The organism is Yoonia ponticola, from assembly GCF_014199395.1.
Classification (GTDB): Bacteria; Pseudomonadota; Alphaproteobacteria; order Rhodobacterales; family Rhodobacteraceae; genus Yoonia; species Yoonia ponticola.
The window spans coordinates 93446-114057 of sequence record NZ_JACIJM010000009.1 but is presented as its reverse complement, the minus strand read 5'-3'; the positions used below and the strand labels follow the sequence as shown (position 1 = coordinate 114057).

General features: G+C 55.7%; 17 protein-coding genes. 3 read left to right on the top strand and 14 right to left on the bottom strand.

The features are described from left to right. Positions 1–68 precede the first annotated feature (68 nt). The 3 genes from FHS72_RS14580 to FHS72_RS14570 form a co-directional block, all read right to left on the bottom strand. A complete protein-coding gene (locus FHS72_RS14580) occupies positions 69–653 on the bottom strand; it encodes a GGDEF domain-containing protein (protein ID WP_183530431.1) in 585 nt (194 codons plus the stop codon). A gap of 204 nt (positions 654–857) precedes the next feature. Continuing rightward, the gene (locus tag FHS72_RS14575) at positions 858–1310 is read right to left on the bottom strand and encodes an Lrp/AsnC family transcriptional regulator (protein WP_183530429.1); all 453 of its coding nucleotides are present in this window, start codon (positions 1308–1310) and stop codon (positions 858–860) included. Continuing rightward, positions 1307–1762 carry an Lrp/AsnC family transcriptional regulator gene (locus tag FHS72_RS14570; RefSeq protein WP_183530427.1) on the bottom strand — a complete coding sequence of 152 codons (456 nt, stop codon included), beginning with the start codon at positions 1760–1762 and terminating at the stop codon, positions 1307–1309. The genes FHS72_RS14575 and FHS72_RS14570 overlap by 4 nt, the downstream gene beginning before the upstream one ends. 132 nt (positions 1763–1894) lie before the next feature. Here FHS72_RS14570 and ilvC point away from each other — a divergent pair, with 132 nt between their 5' ends. Continuing rightward, complete coding sequence (gene ilvC / locus FHS72_RS14565; RefSeq protein ID WP_183530425.1) at positions 1895–2917, top strand: ketol-acid reductoisomerase; 1023 nt, start codon at positions 1895–1897, stop codon at positions 2915–2917. Between the two features lie 90 nt (positions 2918–3007). Here the strand turns inward: ilvC and FHS72_RS14560 are convergent, their stop codons facing one another. Beyond that, positions 3008–4069 carry a hypothetical protein gene (locus FHS72_RS14560; protein WP_183530423.1) on the bottom strand — a complete coding sequence of 354 codons (1062 nt, stop codon included), beginning with the start codon at positions 4067–4069 and terminating at the stop codon, positions 3008–3010. A gap of 161 nt (positions 4070–4230) precedes the next feature. Between FHS72_RS14560 and FHS72_RS14555 the strand changes: the two genes are divergently transcribed. Beyond that, the gene (locus FHS72_RS14555) at positions 4231–5127 is read left to right on the top strand and encodes an EamA family transporter (RefSeq protein ID WP_183530421.1); all 897 of its coding nucleotides are present in this window, start codon (positions 4231–4233) and stop codon (positions 5125–5127) included. Positions 5128–5186: 59 nt separating this feature from the next. On the opposite strand, the gene glmM is transcribed toward FHS72_RS14555, so the two are convergent. The 8 genes from glmM to FHS72_RS14515 form a co-directional block, all read right to left on the bottom strand. Continuing rightward, positions 5187–6533: a phosphoglucosamine mutase gene (gene glmM, locus FHS72_RS14550; RefSeq protein ID WP_183530419.1), complete on the bottom strand. Its 1347-nt coding sequence runs from the start codon at positions 6531–6533 to the stop codon at positions 5187–5189. Next, positions 6526–7536, bottom strand: a complete 1011-nt coding sequence (folP, locus tag FHS72_RS14545) for a dihydropteroate synthase (RefSeq protein WP_425511121.1) — start codon at positions 7534–7536, stop codon at positions 6526–6528. The genes glmM and folP overlap by 8 nt, the downstream gene beginning before the upstream one ends. Continuing rightward, positions 7533–8447: a dihydroneopterin aldolase gene (locus FHS72_RS14540; protein WP_183530415.1), complete on the bottom strand. Its 915-nt coding sequence runs from the start codon at positions 8445–8447 to the stop codon at positions 7533–7535. The genes folP and FHS72_RS14540 overlap by 4 nt, the downstream gene beginning before the upstream one ends. Positions 8448–8544: 97 nt before the next feature. Then, positions 8545–9219 (bottom strand): cell wall hydrolase, encoded by a 675-nt coding sequence (locus FHS72_RS14535; RefSeq protein ID WP_183530413.1) that lies wholly within the window; start codon positions 9217–9219, stop codon positions 8545–8547. A gap of 171 nt (positions 9220–9390) precedes the next feature. Next, the gene (locus FHS72_RS14530) at positions 9391–11976 is read right to left on the bottom strand and encodes a putative PEP-binding protein (RefSeq protein ID WP_183530411.1); all 2586 of its coding nucleotides are present in this window, start codon (positions 11974–11976) and stop codon (positions 9391–9393) included. Positions 11977–12024: 48 nt separating this feature from the next. Continuing rightward, on the bottom strand, positions 12025–14073 hold the full coding sequence (gene glyS / locus FHS72_RS14525) for a glycine--tRNA ligase subunit beta (RefSeq protein ID WP_183530409.1): 2049 nt from the start codon (positions 14071–14073) through the stop codon (positions 12025–12027). Continuing rightward, positions 14073–14603, bottom strand: a complete 531-nt coding sequence (locus FHS72_RS14520; protein ID WP_183530407.1) for a DUF6446 family protein — start codon at positions 14601–14603, stop codon at positions 14073–14075. The genes glyS and FHS72_RS14520 overlap by 1 nt, the downstream gene beginning before the upstream one ends. Beyond that, positions 14600–15520 carry a glycine--tRNA ligase subunit alpha gene (locus FHS72_RS14515; RefSeq protein WP_183530405.1) on the bottom strand — a complete coding sequence of 307 codons (921 nt, stop codon included), beginning with the start codon at positions 15518–15520 and terminating at the stop codon, positions 14600–14602. Before FHS72_RS14515 ends, FHS72_RS14520 begins: the two co-directional genes overlap by 4 nt. A gap of 185 nt (positions 15521–15705) precedes the next feature. Between FHS72_RS14515 and FHS72_RS14510 the strand changes: the two genes are divergently transcribed. Continuing rightward, positions 15706–17520: a trypsin-like peptidase domain-containing protein gene (locus FHS72_RS14510; protein ID WP_183530403.1), complete on the top strand. Its 1815-nt coding sequence runs from the start codon at positions 15706–15708 to the stop codon at positions 17518–17520. Between the two features lies 1 nt (position 17521). Here FHS72_RS14510 and FHS72_RS14505 read toward each other — a convergent pair whose 3' ends face one another. Next, a complete protein-coding gene (locus FHS72_RS14505; protein ID WP_183530401.1) occupies positions 17522–19108 on the bottom strand; it encodes a 5-guanidino-2-oxopentanoate decarboxylase in 1587 nt (528 codons plus the stop codon). Between the two features lies 1 nt (position 19109). Next, the gene (locus FHS72_RS14500; protein WP_183530399.1) at positions 19110–20558 is read right to left on the bottom strand and encodes a TrkH family potassium uptake protein; all 1449 of its coding nucleotides are present in this window, start codon (positions 20556–20558) and stop codon (positions 19110–19112) included. Between the last annotated feature and the right edge of the window lie 54 nt (positions 20559–20612).

Here is a 20612-nt window from a genome sequence, read left to right as displayed (position 1 = left end):
TGTTCTCATCCGGACGTAAGTCTGCATGGCGCGAAAAGCAAAGCCTATCTCGAATGCGATGTTTTCCCCTATCCAACCGTCGAAAAAATCGTCTGATTCCGCCCGCCGTTTTTCGCACGATACAACGCAACATCTGCTTCTTTGATCGCGGTCTCAATCGTCTCGATCCGTTGCTTTAACGAGCCACCAATCGACACCGTAACCTCGATGATCTGACCTTCGTAGTTTAACGACATCGCCTCAACTAATTGGCGCAGACTTTCGGCCACCTCCAGACCTTCATCCTGATGGTGTTGATGCAAAAACAATGCAAATTCCTCACCACCAAAACGACATACAATATCATCAGGCCGTATATTGGCAGCCAACGTCGTCGCAACCTCGCGGATGACCTTGTCACCAGCAAAATGTCCAAACGTATCATTGATGGATTTAAAGTTATCGATATCGACCATCAACGACACCCCATAAGCGTCCGGATTTGCAGACATACGGCTAAAAAAATAGTCACGCGTCGCAATATCGGTCAGACGATCGCGGTCAACGAGGCCTTGCAATTCGCCGAGCAACTCTTCGTTCTTGCGCATCTCATTCCACAAAATCCAAGTTGTCGGAACAGCACAGCAAAGCGCGATCAGACTGGATTTAAACAATAGGAACCCCGTATCGGAATGCGAAAACCCCACATGCACGAGTATAATAGTCACGACCACCGAACACATGGAGGCAAGTGCTGTATATAGCCAAACGGCTTTCATAGTCTTCGGTCGCGGAAACATCAGACGCCTCAATTCGGAACTCGCAAGCCACTGTGGACACGCGACACCTATACCAAAAGGCTTAACAAACCGTACTAATCACAGCGGGCCAGCAAGTTTTTCTTCGCTCAGCATGATATTGGCTTCAACGTTACCAACCCCCCGCATCGTCATGATACGACGCCGCAAAACGCGTTCAAAATCGGCCAAATCGCGCGCCACAACCCGCAACCGGTAGTCGTATAAACCCAACACGTGCTCTACGCTTTGCACCTCCGCGATCGCAGACACGGCCCGCTCAAAGTCCTCTAGACTGACGCGCCCTTTGGTCGCCAATTTGACCCCCAAAAACACAGTGACGCCGAACCCCAGCTTTTCTGCATCCAAGGTTAACCGCTGCCCCGCAATCACGCCCGCGTCCTGCAATCGCCTGATCCGTCGCCATGTCGCGGGTTGCGAAAGCCCCAACTTGTCTCCCAAACGTCCCGTCGGTTGGGCTGCATAAATCTGTAACAAGCGCAACAAGGCGCGATCTGTCTCATCCAACGTCATAGCGGCAGCGCCACGTCGCCTTTGACACGGCTAAGCGTCATTAACGCCTCAATGTCAGCAATATGCGGCAAGGTCAGAATTTCGTCGCGGTAAACACGTTGGTAATCAGCCAAATCACGCGCGATCAACAAAAGCCGCACATCAACCTGCCCCAAAAACGTCTGTATCTCTAATACTTCACGCACCCGCCGCGCCGCCGCGATAAACTCGTCAAACGCCCGCGGCACCGTTTTATCCAAGGTAAACCGCAGCGCCACCTGCACGGTGTAGCCAAGCGCGGTCCAGTCAATCTCTACGGTTTGCCCTTGGATAACTCCGTCCTCGATCAGCCTATCCAAGCGCCGCGTCACACGGGCCGGTGTCATCCGGACAAGATGGGCCAACTCCGGCACCGTCAGCGCAGGATTAGATTGATATTGGCGCAGAATCGCGCGGCTTTCGTCATCAAGCATAAAAATCACGTTATTTGTTCAATCGGAGCATAGCAAACTTCATTTCGCCAAAACAACTCAAAAATCAAACCTGCCAATGCATGCAAACGCCCGTTATACGTCCTTTCAGAATACAAATATGGAGTGCTTGATATGCGCGTTTATTACGATCGCGATTGCGATGTGAACCTGATCAAAGACAAAAAAGTAGCCATCCTTGGTTACGGCTCGCAAGGCCACGCCCACGCGCTGAACCTGCGTGATTCCGGTGCGAAGAACCTTGTTGTGGCGCTGCGCGAAGGCTCCCCTTCCCAAGCTAAAGCCGAAGGCGAAGGCCTCAAGGTTATGGGCATCGCTGAAGCCGCTGCATGGTGCGACGTGATCATGTTCACAATGCCCGACGAGCTGCAGGCAGAAACATACAAAAAATACGTGCACGACAACATTAAGCCAGGTGCGGCGATTGCATTCGCTCACGGCCTGAACGTCCACTTCGGCCTCATCGAGCCAAAGGAAGGCGTTGACGTGATCATGATGGCGCCAAAAGGCCCAGGCCACACAGTGCGCGGCGAATACACCAAAGGCGGCGGCGTGCCTTGCCTGATCGCAGTCGACACCGACGCATCCGGCAAAGCCCAAGAAATCGGCTTGTCCTACTGTTCCGCAATCGGTGGCGGTCGCTCTGGCATCATCGAAACAAACTTCCGTCAGGAATGCGAAACTGACCTGTTCGGCGAGCAAGCTGTTCTCTGCGGTGGTATCGTTGAACTGATCCGCATGGGTTTCGAGACACTGGTCGAAGCGGGCTACGAGCCTGAAATGGCTTACTTTGAATGCCTGCACGAAACAAAGCTGATCGTGGACCTGATCTACGAAGGCGGCATCGCGAACATGGATTACTCCATCTCGAACACTGCGGAATATGGTCAATACGTATCCGGCCCACGCATCCTGCCATACGACGAAACCAAAAAGCGGATGAAAGACGTTCTGACAGACATCCAAACTGGTAAATTCGTCCGTGACTTCATGCTGGAAAATGCTGTTGGTCAGCCAACAATCAAAGCGTCCCGTCGTGCAAACGACGAGCACCAGATTGAAGTGGTTGGCGGCAAATTGCGCGACATGATGCCATGGATTTCTGCTGGCAAAATGGTCGACAAAGCCAAGAACTAAGTCCTTCATCAGTCAAAAACAAAGGCCGCCCTAGTCGGGGCGGCCTTTTTCAGTTCAAACGCAGCCTTCATGTTTCACATGAAGAACGACCTATAACGTCTTGAGATGGCTTATCTCTTTGCGCTCATCATTAAAGGTCACGCCGTCTTCCATGCATTTGATCAACAGCGTGATGAAGGATTTGTCAAACTGCGCCAGTGCTTTCAGCGTCGATGCATGTTTCGTCCGCATCAGTTTCGCATAGATAACAGCCACGTCGTCAGCATCAGAATTGTGATGTTTATCAAGCCATTCGAAGACTTTCTTCAACCGGCGCGGGTTGTTCCCCATCTTGGATAGATAAGTCGCAAGACCCTTTTCATCCATGCTTGCCGTCATGCGGAACGATCCCCAGCGGAACCGGTTCACTACAAATTCGGCGTCTTGGTTCATATAAATCTCGAACCCATGCGAAATCAGACCGGGGGTAAAGCCGACTTTCACGCTGGAAAACCCGATATTATAGTCCAGCCAGCTGACCGGATCGAAGGTGAACGCATTGTTCGTGCGGTCCAACCCCGGCGGCCAATAGCGGCACGGCGAGCCAAAGCTGTTCACTTCCATATTCTTGATCGCGTCCTTGCCAAGCGCAAGAGCAACGGCAGTTAAAGCATTGGATGTAATCAGATTTCCCTGCGAATGGCAGAAAATCTTGAGCGTCGCGCGTTCTTGCACTGTCTGGTTTGCAATGTAGCGGTACAGCGACGCGGTCGCCTGATTTCCAGCGACCAAGGTCTCCATAAAGTCGATTCTACTCAAGCCCGGTTTTACCACCGTAGCCGCAAGATAGGCCGCATCAAACGCAATGCTCCACGCGGTAAAACTACCCGATTGCGCCCCAACCAAAACACCTTTGTCCTGCAAACATTGGCCCAGATCGGCCCAGAAACCACCTGCTTTATTAAAAACGCCAACGACAGGACACCCCTGCAACAGCGACAAACCTAGCGCGCTTTTCTTATGATCATCGCCGGAATTAGCCATTCCGTTGACAAAAACCACTTCACGACGGTGATCAAACCAAGCCTTCGACGAGGCTTCTGCGTTGACGTAGCGGTTAATTTCGCCGTCACGCGTTGGCGTGATGTTTTTCTTGTTCGAGATGAGGGACATACGGACTCTTTCGTTAACACATACTGACGACAGGTTAGGCCGGAAACTCGCGCAAAAACAACCTTCGATTTAGTCTCACGCTGCGATTTTGCGGACACTTTGCGGCTGGTATTCGGCCGGGCCGTATGAAATGAAATGGCCACCTCGCGAAAGGCATCGCCGTGACCATCCAACCGAGCAAATCCAACTGGCTTTCTATTTTCGCCCTCGGACTGATCTGGGGCGGCACCTTTATGGTCGTTTCCATCGCCCTCGAAGGCTACGGCCCGTTGACCGTTGCCACCGCGCGAACCACGCTTGGGTCACTGGCGCTCATCGGTATTATGGTCGCGATGCGCAGCCCGATACCGCAATTTTCCGCGCCATTGATCAAGTATCTGCTTGTGATCGGCGTGATGAACACCGCACTTCCGTTTGCGATGCTCAGTTGGGGCCAGCAATATGTGCCATCGGCCTTCGCAGGTATCTCAATGGCGGCTATCCCGTTGTTTGTACTGCCATTATCACATCTTTTCTCTGACGAGGTTATGACAAAACGCAACCTCACAGGCGTAACCTTGGGCTTTATCGGCGCAGTGGTATTGATCGGTCCGTCAGTGCTACGCATCGGCTCTGGATGGGAACCGCTGGGGCAACTGGCCTGCGTCGCTGCCGCACTCTCCTATGCGATCTCTAGCGTGATGACACGCCGTTGCCCGCCCATCGATTCCATCACAATGGCCACGATCCTGATGATTATCGGTATGATCACACTGATCCCGGCGATGCTCATCGTCGAAGGCATTCCCGTCATTGCAGACACCCGCAGCACGCTCGCAATCATCTTTTTGGGCTTTGTTCCGACAGCCCTCGCGGCTTTGCTACGGGTCTTCACAATCCGCAGCGCCGGCGCTGTGTTTATGACGCTCGTGAACTACCAAGTCCCTGTTTGGTCAATGATATTCGGGGCGATCGTCCTCAGCGAGACCCTACCCTTGCGGTTCTTCGCAGCCCTCGCGCTGATCCTCATCGGCCTCGCAATCAGCCAATTCAACAGCCTCAAACGCCTCTGGTCCTAGCTTCTTTGACTTTTCTAAATCCTGGGGGATTGGGGGCTAGCCCCCAACCAAACCGCAGATCAAGACGCCGCCGCTTCGACTTCGGCCACGATCCCGTCCACAACCTCTGCGAGCAAATCAGGATCTTCGCATTCTGCCATAACCCGCACCAGTGGTTCGGTGCCCGATTTTCGGATCAACAACCGCCCCTTGCCGATCAGCTTGGTCTCGGCATCGGCGATTGCGCCCGTTACATTCGCAGCCGTCAACGGGTCTTGGCCCGCCGCATAGCGCACGTTTTTTAGCATTTGCGGAACAGTTTCAAAGCTTTGCGTCAATTCGCTGGCTTTTTTACCGCTGTCGATCATCGCCGCAAGGAACTGAATCCCAGCTAGTAATCCATCGCCCGTGGTCGCATAATCAGTCATCACGATGTGACCGGATTGCTCCCCACCAAGGTTGAACCCTTTCTCGCGCATCGCCTCGACGACATAGCGGTCGCCAACGGCCGTGCGTTCAAGGTGCAGGCCCTTACCCGTCAAATACCGCTCCAAACCGAGGTTCGACATAACCGTCGCGACCAATGTGTCGCCGCGCAGGCGTCCTTCGGCGGACCAGCGCGACGCCATCAATGCCATCAATTGATCGCCGTCCGCGACCTTGCCCGTTTCGTCCAAAATCATCACACGGTCCGCATCGCCATCAAGGCAAATCCCCACGTCCGCGCCATGCGATACGATGGTTTCGGCAGCCAATGTCGGATGCGTCGACCCGCAACCATCGTTAATATTATAGCCGTTTGGCGTGACACCGACAGGGATCACGGTCGCGCCCATTTCCCACAACACTTCGGGTGCAACGCGGTGCGCGGCCCCGTTTGCGCAGTCGATGACAACCTTCAACCCATCAAGACGCATTCCCGACGGGAACGTGCTTTTCACCCGTTCAGCATAGCGGAACCGCCCGTCGTCAATCCGTTTTGCGCGGCCAATGTTCACGGCTTGCGCAGGTTCGATATCGTTTGCGACAAGCCGTTCAATCTCGGCTTGCGCCTCATCGGACAGCTTGAACCCGTCCGGCCCAAAGAATTTAATGCCGTTGTCGTGGTGCGGATTGTGGCTAGCGGAAATCATAATCCCGACATCAGCCCGCATCGACGTGGTCAACATACCAACCGCAGGCGTCGGCACAGGCCCAAGCAGCAGCACGTTCATGCCTGTCGATGTCAGCCCCGCCGTTAACGCATTTTCAAACATATAGCCGGATAGTCGCGTGTCCTTGCCGATCACGACGCGGTGGCCATTCGAGCCGTCGTTGCGGAAATAGCGCCCTGCGGCGGCCCCGATTTTCAACGCCATTTCAGCGGTCATCGGATGAATATTCGCCGTGCCGCGCACACCGTCGGTGCCAAAGAGTTTCTCAACCATAATGAACTGCCCCATTTAATGCTAATTGCAGACTTAACGCCTGCTTTGTTTGTTTCACATCATGGACACGTAAAATCTGCGCACCTTGCGCCGCCCCATGCAATGCCACCGCGATTGATCCTCCCAGACGCTGCGCGGCATCATCTTCGCCCGAAATTGTCCCAATAAACCGTTTTCGTGACGCACCCAATAGTATCGGCAAACCAAGGTCATGGTAAATGGCGAGGTCACGCACCAAGCTCAAGTTATGTTGCAAAGTCTTACCAAAGCCGATGCCGGGGTCGGTAATGAGGTTTTCACGGCGGATACCTGCCGCTTCGGCCACGGCAATTTGCGCGGCAAGGTGGTCAAAGACGTCAAACACCACATCCGCGTAATCGGGGTTGTCCTGCATCGTGTCGGGCAGCCCTTGCGAATGCATCAAGCAAATCGGACAGTCAGCATCAGCGGCAACACCTGCAATCTCGGGGTCAAAGCGCATCGCGGACACGTCGTTTACCATGTTCGCGCCCGCTTCCAATGCCGCACGCGCCACTAGCGCCTTACGCGTGTCGATGGAAATTGGCGTCGTAATACCCGCATCGCGGATCGCGCGGATCACGGGCGCCGTGCGGTTGATCTCGTCTTTGATCGAAACCTCGGTAGCACCTGGTCGTGTGCTTTCGCCACCAATATCAATGATATCAGCATCTTGCGCCATGATCTTCGCGCGATCCACCGCCTCTGCCACCGATGCGATCGTGCCGCCATCCGAGAAACTATCCGGCGTCACGTTCAAAATGCCCATGATGCGCGGCACGTCCAGCGTCAGCCCGCAAATCGTCGCGCGTTGTCTACTGATCCGCGTTTGCTGATCGGCGGTCAGATCCTCGACCAAGACTTCTTCACCGCTCTCGCCCCGATCACGCACCAACGCCGTTTCGGCAAACAGCCAACTGCTACCACCCAACCGCAATGCGTCTTCATAGGCTGTCGTCTGCGGGATCGGTTGAATATACATCAAATCACGTCCCCTATTGCGATGGATCGCGTCGGCATGGTCGCCTCAGGTGCCGCGGCCCCGATCACGCATAACTCTGCGGCTTTGATGTCCGTGGCGAACCAACTGACCAAGGCGAGTGCATCACGCGCCGATGTGGACGGGCCATCCACCGCGTCCAAAACCATTTTCGACGGCGCCCAGATGCAGATTTGGTCGTTTTTCATCGCCCAATCCAACTCTGTCCGCGTCTCGACAACTTTGCAGCGATGATCCTGCGACGCCAAAACCCACGCATTCTGCTCAATCGCTAGCAGATCAATCCGGCGTTGCGTCATCGCATGTCCCGTCGCGGCCACAGGCAAATCGCCCGTACCAACGCATAAGATCAACGGCGCGTCCTGCCCCGCGAACTGATCGATCCAGCCTTTCAAATGCGCGGAATTGATCGCATCGTTTGACAAGTACACAACGCAAGGGTGCGGCGCCTCGATATGTTCCTGCGCGGCAGGCGTGCTACCATCACGGGCGCGTACAATCTCGACCCCCAATGAGAACGGCCCACGATCCAGCTTTTCGATCCGCACGAAAACCCGCTCGGCTTGTGGTTCCAACAAAATACGTTCAGCCACACGCGCAGCAAGCGTCTCTAACAGATTGATCCGTTCGGCCTGCAATTCCACACCAATCGCTTCAGTCACGCGGTCGTAGGACAGGATGCGGTCCACATCATCGTCAATCGGCCCGGTCAGCGGCAAAACCTCGACAACAACGTTAAACCGCACGCGTTGCAACGTGCCGCGTTCCAGTTGAAACGCGCCGATCTCGACCTCAACAGTATAATCGCGCAGGGAAATCCGGTCATATGGCACGTCCGCGCTGGCAGCCGCCCGTTCAGACGGATGCGCGAACGCGAGATGAATATCATTGGTCATGTGGTGCCTTTCCGCGCGTGTTACAGGCGGAATACTAGCACAAGGCCGGTCTCACAAGGTCGTCGTTGGCGGCAGTTTCCCGCAGCCATCCGACGCTTTAGTTTGACGCTGTTCGTGTCGGCTGGCGGTAGAACCGATGAACGCCGTAGCTCGCGGTGCGTGGGAAAACGCGCGCCCATGACGGGTTCACAGCCGTTGTGTGGTAATGCGTGGCACCGTCGGTCAAGGTGCGATCAGCGCCGTCGATCAACAAACGTGCGACCTTGCCAACCCTGCGCCATGACGCGGGTTCAGAGATCACTTCGGGGCGGCCATCGCAGGTGTAAGTAAACTGGCATGCATATTTACGGCCAGTTCCCTGATTAATGACGCCACATAAAGAGTTGGGATAATCAGAGCTGTCGACGCGGTTCATGATGACTTCGGCGACGGCGAAAAGACCTTGGGCAGTTTCGCCGCGGGCTTCGAAATAAAGCGCTTCGGACAGGCATTTCCACTGTGGACCGCCGGACGCTGTGGGCAGGCTGGTCAGGTAGGCGTTGTTATAGTCGACAGAGCGTGCTGCGGTGCGGACGTTGCGTTGTGCGGCGGGCGGTAGCGTGGTTAACGCGGCCAATCGCACATCAGGGATCACTGCGAGGGCCTGTCTTTCCTGCCCCAAGAGCGCGCCCAAGCGGCTTGCCAAAACATCCTGTGCTGATGCGGCTTGACCCGACAACACCACCAAAGCCAAGCTGACAGCCGGCAAAATACGTCCAAAACCCAGTTTCATCGCGACCCCATCGCGTTGCACGTGGTCCAGCCCCACGCAAGCGCTGCCCCTCTAAGTGATCAAGATTGATGAGTCTACCCCAGCGGCAACCCCGCACTAAGCGGCATTTGGCCAGTTACCATAAATGCAACAATGCAGAGGCAGATCGTGTAGAGTTCGGGCAGATTTCGCCTAGATAGCGGGTTTCATCTTGTCGATTAACGTCAACTGCGCGGCGGAAAGTCGCGCACCCGGAACGCGGAATGGCGAACAAGACACGTAGTCAAAACCTTGCTTACGACAAAAATCTATCGCAGAACGTGTGCCGCCATGCTCACCGCACAACGATAGGGTGATATTGCTACGCCCCTTGCGTCCGCGTTCAGCACCAATCGATAGCAATTCACCTACACCTTCAATATCGAGACTGTGAAACGGATCTTCGGCGTAAACGCCCTGCTGCACATAAGCCGACATGAAGCGCCCCGCGTCATCGCGCGACAACCCGTAGGTCATCTGCGTTAAATCATTTGTGCCAAAGGACAGGAATTCGGCGTGTTGTGCGATATCTTCGGCCCGCAACGCGGCGCGTGGCGTCTCGACCATCACGCCAAGACGATATTCAAAGTCGTATTTCCGGCAGGTCCGCACCGATGCAGCCACCGCGTCGATACGGGACTTCACTAATTCGACTTCGCGCATCGCGCTGACCACGGGGATCATGATCTCAGGCACAACCCCTGCCCCGTTTTTATTGGCATCGACAGTTGCCTCGAAAATCGCGCGGGCCTGCATTTCGTAGATTTCAGGGATCGCGATCCCCAACCGCACGCCGCGCATCCCCAACATAGGGTTATATTCGGCCAATGCGGCGACGCGTTCGGTTACCTTGGCGACGGGCAGCGCCAATTGCTCTGACAGGTCGCGCAAACCCGCTTTGTCCGATGGTAAAAATTCGTGAAGCGGCGGGTCGAACAGACGGATGCACACGGGCAAGCCTGCCATAATCTCAAATAACGCTGCAAAATCAGCGCGTTGCATTGGCATCAAACGATCCAAGACAGCGCGACGATCATCGGCGTTATCGGCAAAGATCATCTCACGCATCACGCCCAAACGGTCGCCGGAAAAGAACATGTGCTCAGTGCGGCAAAGCCCGATGCCCTCAGCCGCGAAATTGCGGGCAGTTTGCGCATCGTCAGGCGTGTCGGCATTCGCGCGAACGCCAATATCGCGCACATCATCGGCCCATTGCAGTAACGTCTGGAACGCATCATCCAACGCAGCCTCAACCATTACGGGTGCACCAACCAAGACTTCGCCGGTCGTGCCATCGACTGTAATGATCTCACCTTCGGCGAATTTTCGGCCATCTGCGGCGACGATGCAGCCCTCTTTGCGGTCAATAATCAAAGCGGATGCGCCAACCACACAAGGCAACCCCAAACCCCGTCCAATTACAGCGGCGTGGCTCGTAATCCCACCGCGCATCGTCAAAACCGCGTGTGCCGCGTGCATGCCGCGAATATCTTCAGGCGTCGTTTCGCGACGCACCAAAATGCAGCCTTCGCCCCGCGCGGCACTAGCCTGCGCATCGTTCGAGGTGAACACGATCCGACCTGTCGCGGCACCTGGGCTAGCCGCGATACCTTTCACAATAATGTCGCGCTGCGCGCGTGGATCAACCTGACGGTGAAGCAATTCGGTCAAGGCCGTTGGCTGAATACGCATGACAGCCTCTTCGCGCGGAATAATCTCGTCGCAGGCCAGCGCCACAGCAATGCGCACAGCGGCTTGCGACGCACGCGGGACGCGCACAGCATCCAAAATCCATAACGTGCCGGATTCAATCGTGAATTCCACGGCCATTTCTTCGCGTAACGTGCGCCGACAGATATCACCAATCGCGATCAACTGCTCAAAGACCGCCGGCGACCGGTCCTCTAGCGATGGTCCCCTCTTGTCCCGCGTCAAATAAATCGCGTTGTCTGCATCGATCAACGCCTGACGACGCAAGCTTTGCGCAACATAGCGTCCTGTCACCTGTGGCATCCCGGTGTTGCTGTTGACGTACTGAATAACGCCAGCGCCACATTCACCATCGCCCAGACCCATCGCCATTGCTTGCACAACTAGCCCGAGCCCCGCATCCGCAGGCGCACCTTTGGCCTCTCGCAAGAGCCGCGCCGACGTGCCGTCCCAAGCACGCGCCATCGACCGCAACGCCTCGGCCAATTGAACGGCAGGATCGTCAGGAAACGCCTCGTCCGCCTCAAATTCATAGGCTTCTAGCGACCGTTTTAGCGCCTCAGAGTCGGTGCAATCAGGAAAATCAAACGCCTCAGGATCAAGCCTATGCACGTGTACCGCATAAGATTGAACAAATCGTAAATAAAGCCGCGTCGCCGCAGGCTCGCCCATACGGTCACACAAACGACGGTGTTGCGACGGGTTCATACCAATATTTAAAATCGCGCCCGGACCGCCCCAATCGGGATCTTGGCTAGATGGCCGGATCGACAAAAGCGGGTCATAGCCAAACGGCGCAAGTATCCCCGCCATGTCGGGCATCTGCCCTTTGGCGATTTGGCTGACCGCATCAAAAGACAGCGCAATCGTTTTCGGCACGGGTAGGTCGAGACGCACCAGACGTTGCAGACATTTTGCGCGGCCACCATGCGCGTCAGCAGCAATCGCGGCTGTTGGCGTGATCAAGGTGATTGACTGAAACCTAGCAACTTGCTGCACTGCGGCAATCCTTATATTCACACGCAGCATAGGGGCTCTACCCCTTAAAGGTAAAGCATTCTTACTAGAATCCCTAAATTACCCCTCGATAAGAGTTAGATCAGCCACGCTTAGGCAGATGGTTCTAATCCGGCTTAACAAGTTCAAACGGTTGCGACGCACCAACGACACATCTGCATTTACCTGCACATTCGTAAAGAAATCGTCAATCGGGCCACGCAAATTCGCCATCGCTGTCATTGCGGTGCTGAAATCTTCAGCCGCCATTGCGGGGGCGATCACGGCGTCTGCAGCGTCGAGGGCGACAAACAAAGCCTTTTCGCTGTCGTCTTCTGCGTACTTTAAGTCCGCCCCGTAAGAGTATTCCACACCGTCTTTTTCTTCGGCTTGAGTCAGGATGTTGTTGGCGCGTTTAAAGCCCTGCAACAGGTTTTCACCGTCGTCGGTTTTGAGCGTCTCAGACAACGCCTTTGCCCGTTTCACAAGCAGCGTCAGATCGTCGTTGCCCGGCATCGCAATGCACGCGTCAATGATGTCGTTGCGGATGCCTTGGTCTTTCAGGAAGACTTTAAGGCGATCGTGGAAGAAGGAGAGAAGGTTCGCGGACCACTCTTTTTCACCGGCCACATTCAACAGCGGCAATGTCAGATCATTGTTCAAAACCAATCGAATGACACCCAAGGCAGACCGCCGCAGCGCAAACGGGTCTTTTGACCCTGTCGGCTTCTCGTCAATCGCCCAGAAACCTGTCAGCGTATCCAGCTTATCCGCCAAAGCCACGGCCACAGAAACCGGCGCAGTTGGCACGTCGTCAGATGGGCCGAGCGGCGAGTAATGCTCTTGCGCTGCCGCTGCCACGGCGTCAGACGCCCCCGAAGATTTGGCGTAATAGCGCCCCATAAGCCCTTGTAATTCAGGGAATTCATAGATCATTTCGGACCGCAGATCGGCCTTGGCCAAACGCGCGGCCTCTGCCGCCTCATCCGGATCGGCCCCAACCGCAGGCGCGATTTCACGGGCGAGTGCGGTGATGCGTTCGACCCGATCAAATTGCGAGCCGAGCTTGTTGTGGAATGTCACGGCTTTCAGCCCTTCGGTCCATTCCGCCATGCCCGCTTTGGCGACGCGCAGGTCATTTTCCCAAAAGAATTTCGCGTCCGACAGACGCGCAAAAAGCACCTTTTGGTTGCCCTCAAGGATCGTCGCACCGCTGTCCGCTGTCTCGATATTTGCAACAGTTACAAAGCGTTCGATGCGGTTTGTCTTTGGATTACGCACGGAAAAGAATTTCTGATGATCCTTCATCGACGTTTGCAGCACCTCTGGCGGCATCCCAAGAAAATCATCCGCGATGGTCCCCATCAAAACCACAGGCCATTCGACAAGGTTCGCAACCTCGGACAGCAACCCGCGATCCTCTACGATCTCAAGGCCCTGCGCAAAGGCTTGGTTCATGGCGTCATGCCAGATCATGTCGGCACGCTCTTCGGCACGCAACACGACCTTGGCGCGCTTTAACTTCGCCTCGTAATCATCGAAATTTGTTACAGAAAACGTATCTGGCGCCATAAAGCGGTGTCCGCGTGTCTGGTTGCCGGTTTTGATCCCGTCGATGTCCATCGGCACGACGTCAACACCCGCCTCGTCACTTAGAATGCAGATGATTGAATGCAGCGGACGCACCCATTTCAGCGCACCGTCACCCCAGCGCATCGACTTAGGCCACGGGAAAGTACGGATCGTTTTTTCCAGCACTTCGGCGATGATATCCGCTGCCATCCGGCCCGGTTTTTCGATCACGGCAAAGTAGACTTGGCCTTTTTTGACGTCGCGCACTTCGAGCTGGTCTTTGGTCAGGCCAGTCGAACGCAGGAAGCCGTCAAGCGCCTTGTCGGGCGCGGATGTGCTTGGCCCTTTGCGTTCTTCACGCACGGGTTTGCTTTCTGCGGTAAGCCCTTCTAATGACAGCGCCAATCGGCGTGGTGTCGAGAATGCAGCAGCGCCCGCGTAGGTCAAGCCCGCCTCGACCAAGCCGTCCGTCACCAGTTTCTGTAGATCGGCTGCGGCCTTGGCCTGCATCCGTGCTGGGATTTCTTCGGAAAAAAGTTCAATCAGAAGATCGGCCATTATTGCAGTCTTTCTGGGGCTGGTGGGCAGTTTTCAGGTGTCGGATTGCCGCCAAAAACGACCTCGCCACATGCGTTAATTTGGTGCCAAGCGTAGGCGCGGCCATCGGGGTATACCGCGATCACGCGGTCGATGCCGTATTGGATGTTTTCGACGCCAAGGAACGCCACGGCGACGCCGGATACCAAGTCAGCCCCGATTTCACCCGACTGGAAACAGTCGAACCAACCGGGCGCGTTTAGCGGTTCAGCGGCATCGTAAATCTCGTAACTTTCGGTTAACAACCCAAAGCTAAGCGGCGTATCAAAACAGGCGCGGAACCGCACAGGGCTGCTGTCGCTGTCGATCGCCTTGACGTTTTCGAACATTATTGGCTCTGGTTCGCCGGTAAACAGCGATGTCATTTGCACATCTTCAACCTGAAGCGTGATTTCATCGTAATAGGCGTAAACCTGTAGATAATAGAGCGCGATGCCCGCAGCAATGGCTGACACAATGATCCCTCCTATAGCGAGACGGGCGACATTCATGCCGCGTGACCTGCGGCGGCTGTTTGCACAAAGGCGTCCGCACAGGCTTTGGTCAGGGTTCGCACACGTCCGATGTAGGCTTGGCGTTCGGTCACGGAAATCACGCCGCGCGCGTCCAACAGGTTGAACACATGGCTGGCTTTAATCGCTTGGTCATAGGCCGGATGGGCCATGATGATGCGTTTGCCGGTTTTCGGGTCGTCGTGCGGTTCAGCCAAGATGCGGGCGCATTCGGCCTCGGCGTCTTTGAAATGCTGGAGCAACGTGTCGGTGTCCGCCACGTCGAAGTTCCAGCGCGCGTATTCTTCTTCGGTCTGCTTGAACACGTCGCCGTAGGTCAGCGCGATGGGCGCGTCGGGGTCGTTATACGGCATGTCCATGACGTGATCGACGTCGAGGATATACATCGCCAGACGTTCCAGCCCGTAGGTCAACTCGCCTGACACAGGTTTGCAGTCATAGCCCGCAACCTGTTGAAAATAGGTGAATTGTGAGACTTCCATGCCGTCACACCAGACTTCCCAGCCTAGCCCCCAAGCGCCCAAAGTCGGGCTTTCCCAATCGTCTTCAACAAAGCGGATATCGTGCATGTTCGCGTCGATGCCGATGGCTTTGAGCGAGCCAAGATAGAGGTCCTGCAAGTCTGGCGGGCTTGGTTTGATCAACACCTGATATTGGTAATAGTGCTGCAACCGGTTCGGGTTTTCGCCGTAACGCCCATCGGTTGGCCTGCGCGATGGTTGGACATAGGCCGCGGCCCAAGGCTTGGACCCAAGCGACCGCAATGTCGTGGCCGGATGGAATGTCCCTGCCCCGACTTCCATGTCGTATGGCTGCATCATCGCACACCCTTTGGCAGCCCAGTAGGACTGGAGCCGCAGGATGATCTCTTGGAAACTGCGTGGTTTGTCGGCCATTTCGCCCTCTTTTCACTTTGGGTGATCAATAGGGCGCACAGCCGACAGGGTCAATTAGTAGCGCAGGGGTATTTAACGGCGCATTTCTGCCGTATTAGATCAGAATCATGCAGCGCCGGAGTGATTTTTCGTCGATCCCGCGTCGCGTTAAGCAGAAAATAAGTATTAGGGTCTATGGATCGCAGATGTTCAAAGTTTTTCTAGCCGTTTTGGTTCTTGCAATTGCTCCGCTTGGGGCCGCCGCGCAACAAAGCCCAGTATGGGTGCAAGTCGAGGCGCAACCGACATTGAGCGGTGCACAAAGCCGTGCGCGCGCATTCGACGCCCAACTTGATAATGTCGCCGGATACTACATCGGCTCCGGCTGGTATGGCATTGTTCTTGGGCCATATTCTCGGGCTGATGCGGATACATTGCTGGGCGACCTGCGCCGTAGTGGGCAAATCCCTAGCGATAGTTTCATCGCGGATGGACGTAATTTCAGCCAGCAATTCTGGCCAATCGGTGTCGGCGCACCGACGACTGCGCAGCCCCTGCCTGACAACAGTGCCGCACAGCAAAGCGCCATTGATATTGCGCAGGCCATTGCTGACACTGAAATCTTACCAGATGTGTTCCCACGCGAGCCTGCACCTATTGAAGCGGCCCCTGCTGAACCAACCCCCATCACGGTACCAGACGAAACTGTCCAGCAGGCCCGCGATTCTGAAGCATCACTGACCCGTGGCGAAAAAGAATTATTGCAGACCGCGCTCAAATGGGCCGGTTTTTATGAATCATCAATTGATGGGGCTTTCGGGCGCGGAACCCGTGCGTCGATGGGCGAATGGCAAGCCGCCAACAATTATGAGCCGACTGGCGTGTTAACCACGCGACAACGTGGTGTGTTGATCAGCGCCTACAACGCGATCCTCGACGGTATGGACATGCAATTGGTCCGCGACGATGCCACCGGGATCGAATTGATTATTCCGACTGGCGTTGTTGCTTTCGACAAATACGAGCCGCCATTTGCACAGTTCGAGGCCAAAGGTGATCTGGCCGCACGCGTGTTACTGATTTCACAAGTGGGTAATCAGGATCGTTTGTTCGGCCTGTATGAAATCCTACAAACCTTGGCGATTGTTCCGACCGACGGCCCACGTAGCCGTCGCGATCAGTCTTTCGAGATTGAAGGCATCGGTGACGGCATCCACTCTTACACCACCGCCACGTTGCGAAACGGCCAGATCAAAGGTTTTTCACTGATTTGGCCCGCAGGTGATGATGCACGTCGCGTGCGTGTGCTGGATATGATGAAAGCCAGCTTTACCGGGATTGACGGCGTTCTTGATCCTGCGATTGCCGCACCTGATGACAGCCAAGCCATCGATCTGGTGTCGGGATTGTCCGTGCGCAAACCAAAACTGACCAGCTCTGGCTTCTTTGTTGATAGCCAAGGCGACGTGCTGACAACGGTCGCATCTGTCGGCGAATGCAGCCGCATCACAATTGACGAGGTACACGACGCGCAGGTCATTCACACCGACGAGGCACTTGGCCTCGCTGTGATCCGTCCGAACGCGCCGCTGGCCCCTGCAAATGTGGCGCAGTTCCAGACAGGTGTACCGCGTCTTCAGTCCGAAATCGCGGTTGCGGGCTACCCATATGGTGGCGTGCTGACGACGCCGTCGCTGACCTTTGGGCGCTTGGCCGACATTCGTGGATTGAACGGCGAAGACGAGTTGAAACGCCTGTCATTAACCGCCCAACGGGGTGACGCAGGCGGTCCTGTGTTTGATAACGGCGGTGCCGTATTGGGCATGTTGCTGCCACGCACGAACAAAAACGGTCAGCAACTGCCGCCCGAAGTTAACTTTTCAGTCGATGCATCCCGCATTGTGGCATCGTTGCTGCTGGCGGATGTGCGTTTACAAACGACGGACAGCGTCGCATTCCTACCGCCAGAGGCGTTGAACCAAACGGCCACAGATGTGACCGTTTTGGTGTCTTGCTGGTAAGTTAGGCCGCGATTTCGGATCGCACATAGATCAGCGTGGGGCCTTTTGTTTTCAAGGCCTCGCGCACCACATCCTGCAATTCATCCAAGGATTTGGGCGCTGCGGATGCCGCCCCGAACGCTTCGGCAAATTTCACAAAATCAGGGTTGCGCTGAATAACGGCGTTTGGCGCAATTTGCGCCGCGACCATGCTGTCCTCGATCTCGCCCAGTTTACCGTTGTCCCATAAGATAATCGGCAAGCAGAGCTCCAATTCCACCGCGACCATCAATTCTTGCAGCGTATATTGGAACCCGTAGTCACCCGCGATGGCAATGGTCGGCTTGCCTTTGCGCGCAAGTGCACCACCGATGGCGGACGGCAACGCGTAGCCCAATGTGCCGAAACCGCAGGGGTGGTGCCATTGGTTTGGCCTGTTCATCGGCCAGATTTCCAAAGCGGCATAGGCGAATTGCGTCATGTCCGAATAGATAACCGTGTCGTCGGGCAAGGCAGCTCGCAACGCGTCGGCGACTTGCGGAATGCCGGGGCGTTCGCTTGTGACTTCGGCGCGCCATTTCTCTCGGGTTTTGGCGACCTCTGCTTCGGTCCAACCTGATTTGTCAGACCAATCACCGCGTTTCGCCCATAGTTCTTTGGCCACCTGCCCCGCATCCGCGTGAATGCGGTGGGTCGCGGGGGTGTCGTTCAATTCATCCGCGTCGATGTCGATCCGGATGAATGTCCCCGTGTGGCCCAAATCGTCACGCCACAAGTCAGTTTCCGACAATTCTGTTCCAACAGCCACGACCAAATCAGCGCTCGCGATCACATCCACCGATCCAGGCCGCGCAAGGCTACTGCCAAAGTGCAAACCACCTTCCGCGATAATCCCCATGCCCGCATAGGTTACAAAACTCGCCGCACCAGCCGCCTTGACGACATCGCGCCAAACGGTTGCGCCTTCACGCGCGCCACCGCCGAACACGAACAACGGGCGTTGCGCCTTTTCCACCGCGTCAAACACAATGTCGGTCACGTCATACGGGACGTAGCCCGTGGTCGCCAAAGACATCGGCTCGGGCGCGGCGAGTGCCAATGCCTCGAGCACTTCAATCGGGACTTGAATGTGTTTCGGCCGTTTGCGTCCTGTCGCGAATTCGGACAAAGCTCTGTCGATCAACTGATAGGCGGACGCGGCGTCCATTGCTGTCAATGACCAGTCGCAGACCGTTCCCGCGGCGATTTCTTGATCTTTCATCTCGTGCAATCGCCCGCGCCCCATGCCCAAATCTGCGCGATTCAGGCAGCTGGAGATCACCAACATCGGCACCGAATCTGAATACGCTTGGCCCATCGGCGTCATGATATTGCACAGACCCGGACCCGTGATCACATACGCAACCCCCGGTTTGCCTGTCGCCCGCGCATAGCCATCAGCCATAAATCCCGCGCCCTGTTCGTGACGCGCCAGCACATGGGTCAGCCCTGCCTCTTCGATGCCGCGATACATTTCTTGGTTATGCACGCCGGGGATGCCGAAAATCACTTCGACCCCTCGCGATTTTAACATGTGGGAAATTTGTGCACCAAGAGGCCGGTCTGTCATATTAAGATCTCCAGAATTTAGGTGTGAGGATGACCAACACAACCATGATTTCAAGGCGGCCAACAAACATTGCGACCGACAAAATCCATTTGGCTGCGTCGTTGATGCCCGCGTAATTGCCCGCAGGTCCGATTTCAGTGCCGAGACCCGGCCCGATATTCGCAATCGCGGCCGCCGCACCCGATACTGATGTGATGAAATCGAGGCCCGTCATGCCGAGTAAAACCGCGACAAAGCCGAGCAGCAAGAGAAACGCGACGAAAAACGCCATGACCGAGTTCAAAACGTCCTCGGACACGGTTTTGCCGTCGTAACGAGGCGGGAACATCCCATGTGGCGAGTGGATTTGCCGGATTTGGCTTTTGATCGACGCGAGAAGCAGTTGAAAGCGGAACACTTTGATCGAACATGACGTTGATCCCGCGCAGCCCCCGATCAGGCCAATGAAAAAGAACATCACAACTGGGAATGTGCCCCAAGACATGTAATCCGCGCTGGAAAATCCCGTGCCAGAAATAATTGATGTGACGTTAAAAAGCGCCTCGCGAAAGGCTGCCTCTGTCATGTTTCCATCACGGCCCCAAACCCACGACGTAATCAAAAGCACTGCGATTGTGATGACGCCAAGGAACCCACGGATTTGTGAATCGTGCCAAATCGGTTGCGCGCTGCCCGCCATCAATTGCACATATCGAACAAACGGCAGTGCGGCGAGGATCATAAACGCCGCTGCGATATAGTGGCTTGACGCGCTGTAGGCGCCAAACGACGCGTCTGTATTGGCCATGCCGCCCGTCGAAACCGTGGTCATTGCATGGACGACAGCGTCGAACCGCCCCATGCCAGCCCCCGCATATGCGAAGGCACAAGCGATGGTGAGCCCGATGTAAATTGTTGAAATCGAACTTGCGATCTCACCTGCACGGGGCAGGATTTTGCCCATGGTGTCAAAGCCTTCGGATCTAAATATCTGCATGCCCCCGACCCGCAGTTCAGGCAGGAACACCATCGCGACCACGACAATACCAACACCGCCCAACCATTGCAGGATCGCCCGCCAGAACAAAAGTCCACGTGGCAAATCTTCGAGCCCTGTAAAGACTGTGCCGCCCGTCGTGGTCAGTCCCGACATCGCTTCAAAAAACGCATCGGTGAAATTCGCCTGCGTCGCGCCTAGCACAAATGGGATTGCACCGAAAAATGGCAGCATGATCCAGACCAAGGACGTCAGCAAAAAGGTCTGACGCAGCGTCAGGCGATCTGTCATGCCGTTCGAACAAGCGATCGCGGTCAGAATGCCTGCAAGAATGGTGATTGTCGCGGCTTCGAAAAAAATCGGCCATTCGCCGTTTTGATCAGCAATATCAAGCGCCAAGGGCCCTAACATGGTCACACCAAGGGACGCCACGAGCAGGCCAATAACATATCCAACGGGGCGAAAGTCGATCATGTTGCAGGGTTGGCCTGATGCGTGGGGGCTGTCAAGAGACCGCGACACCCGCGA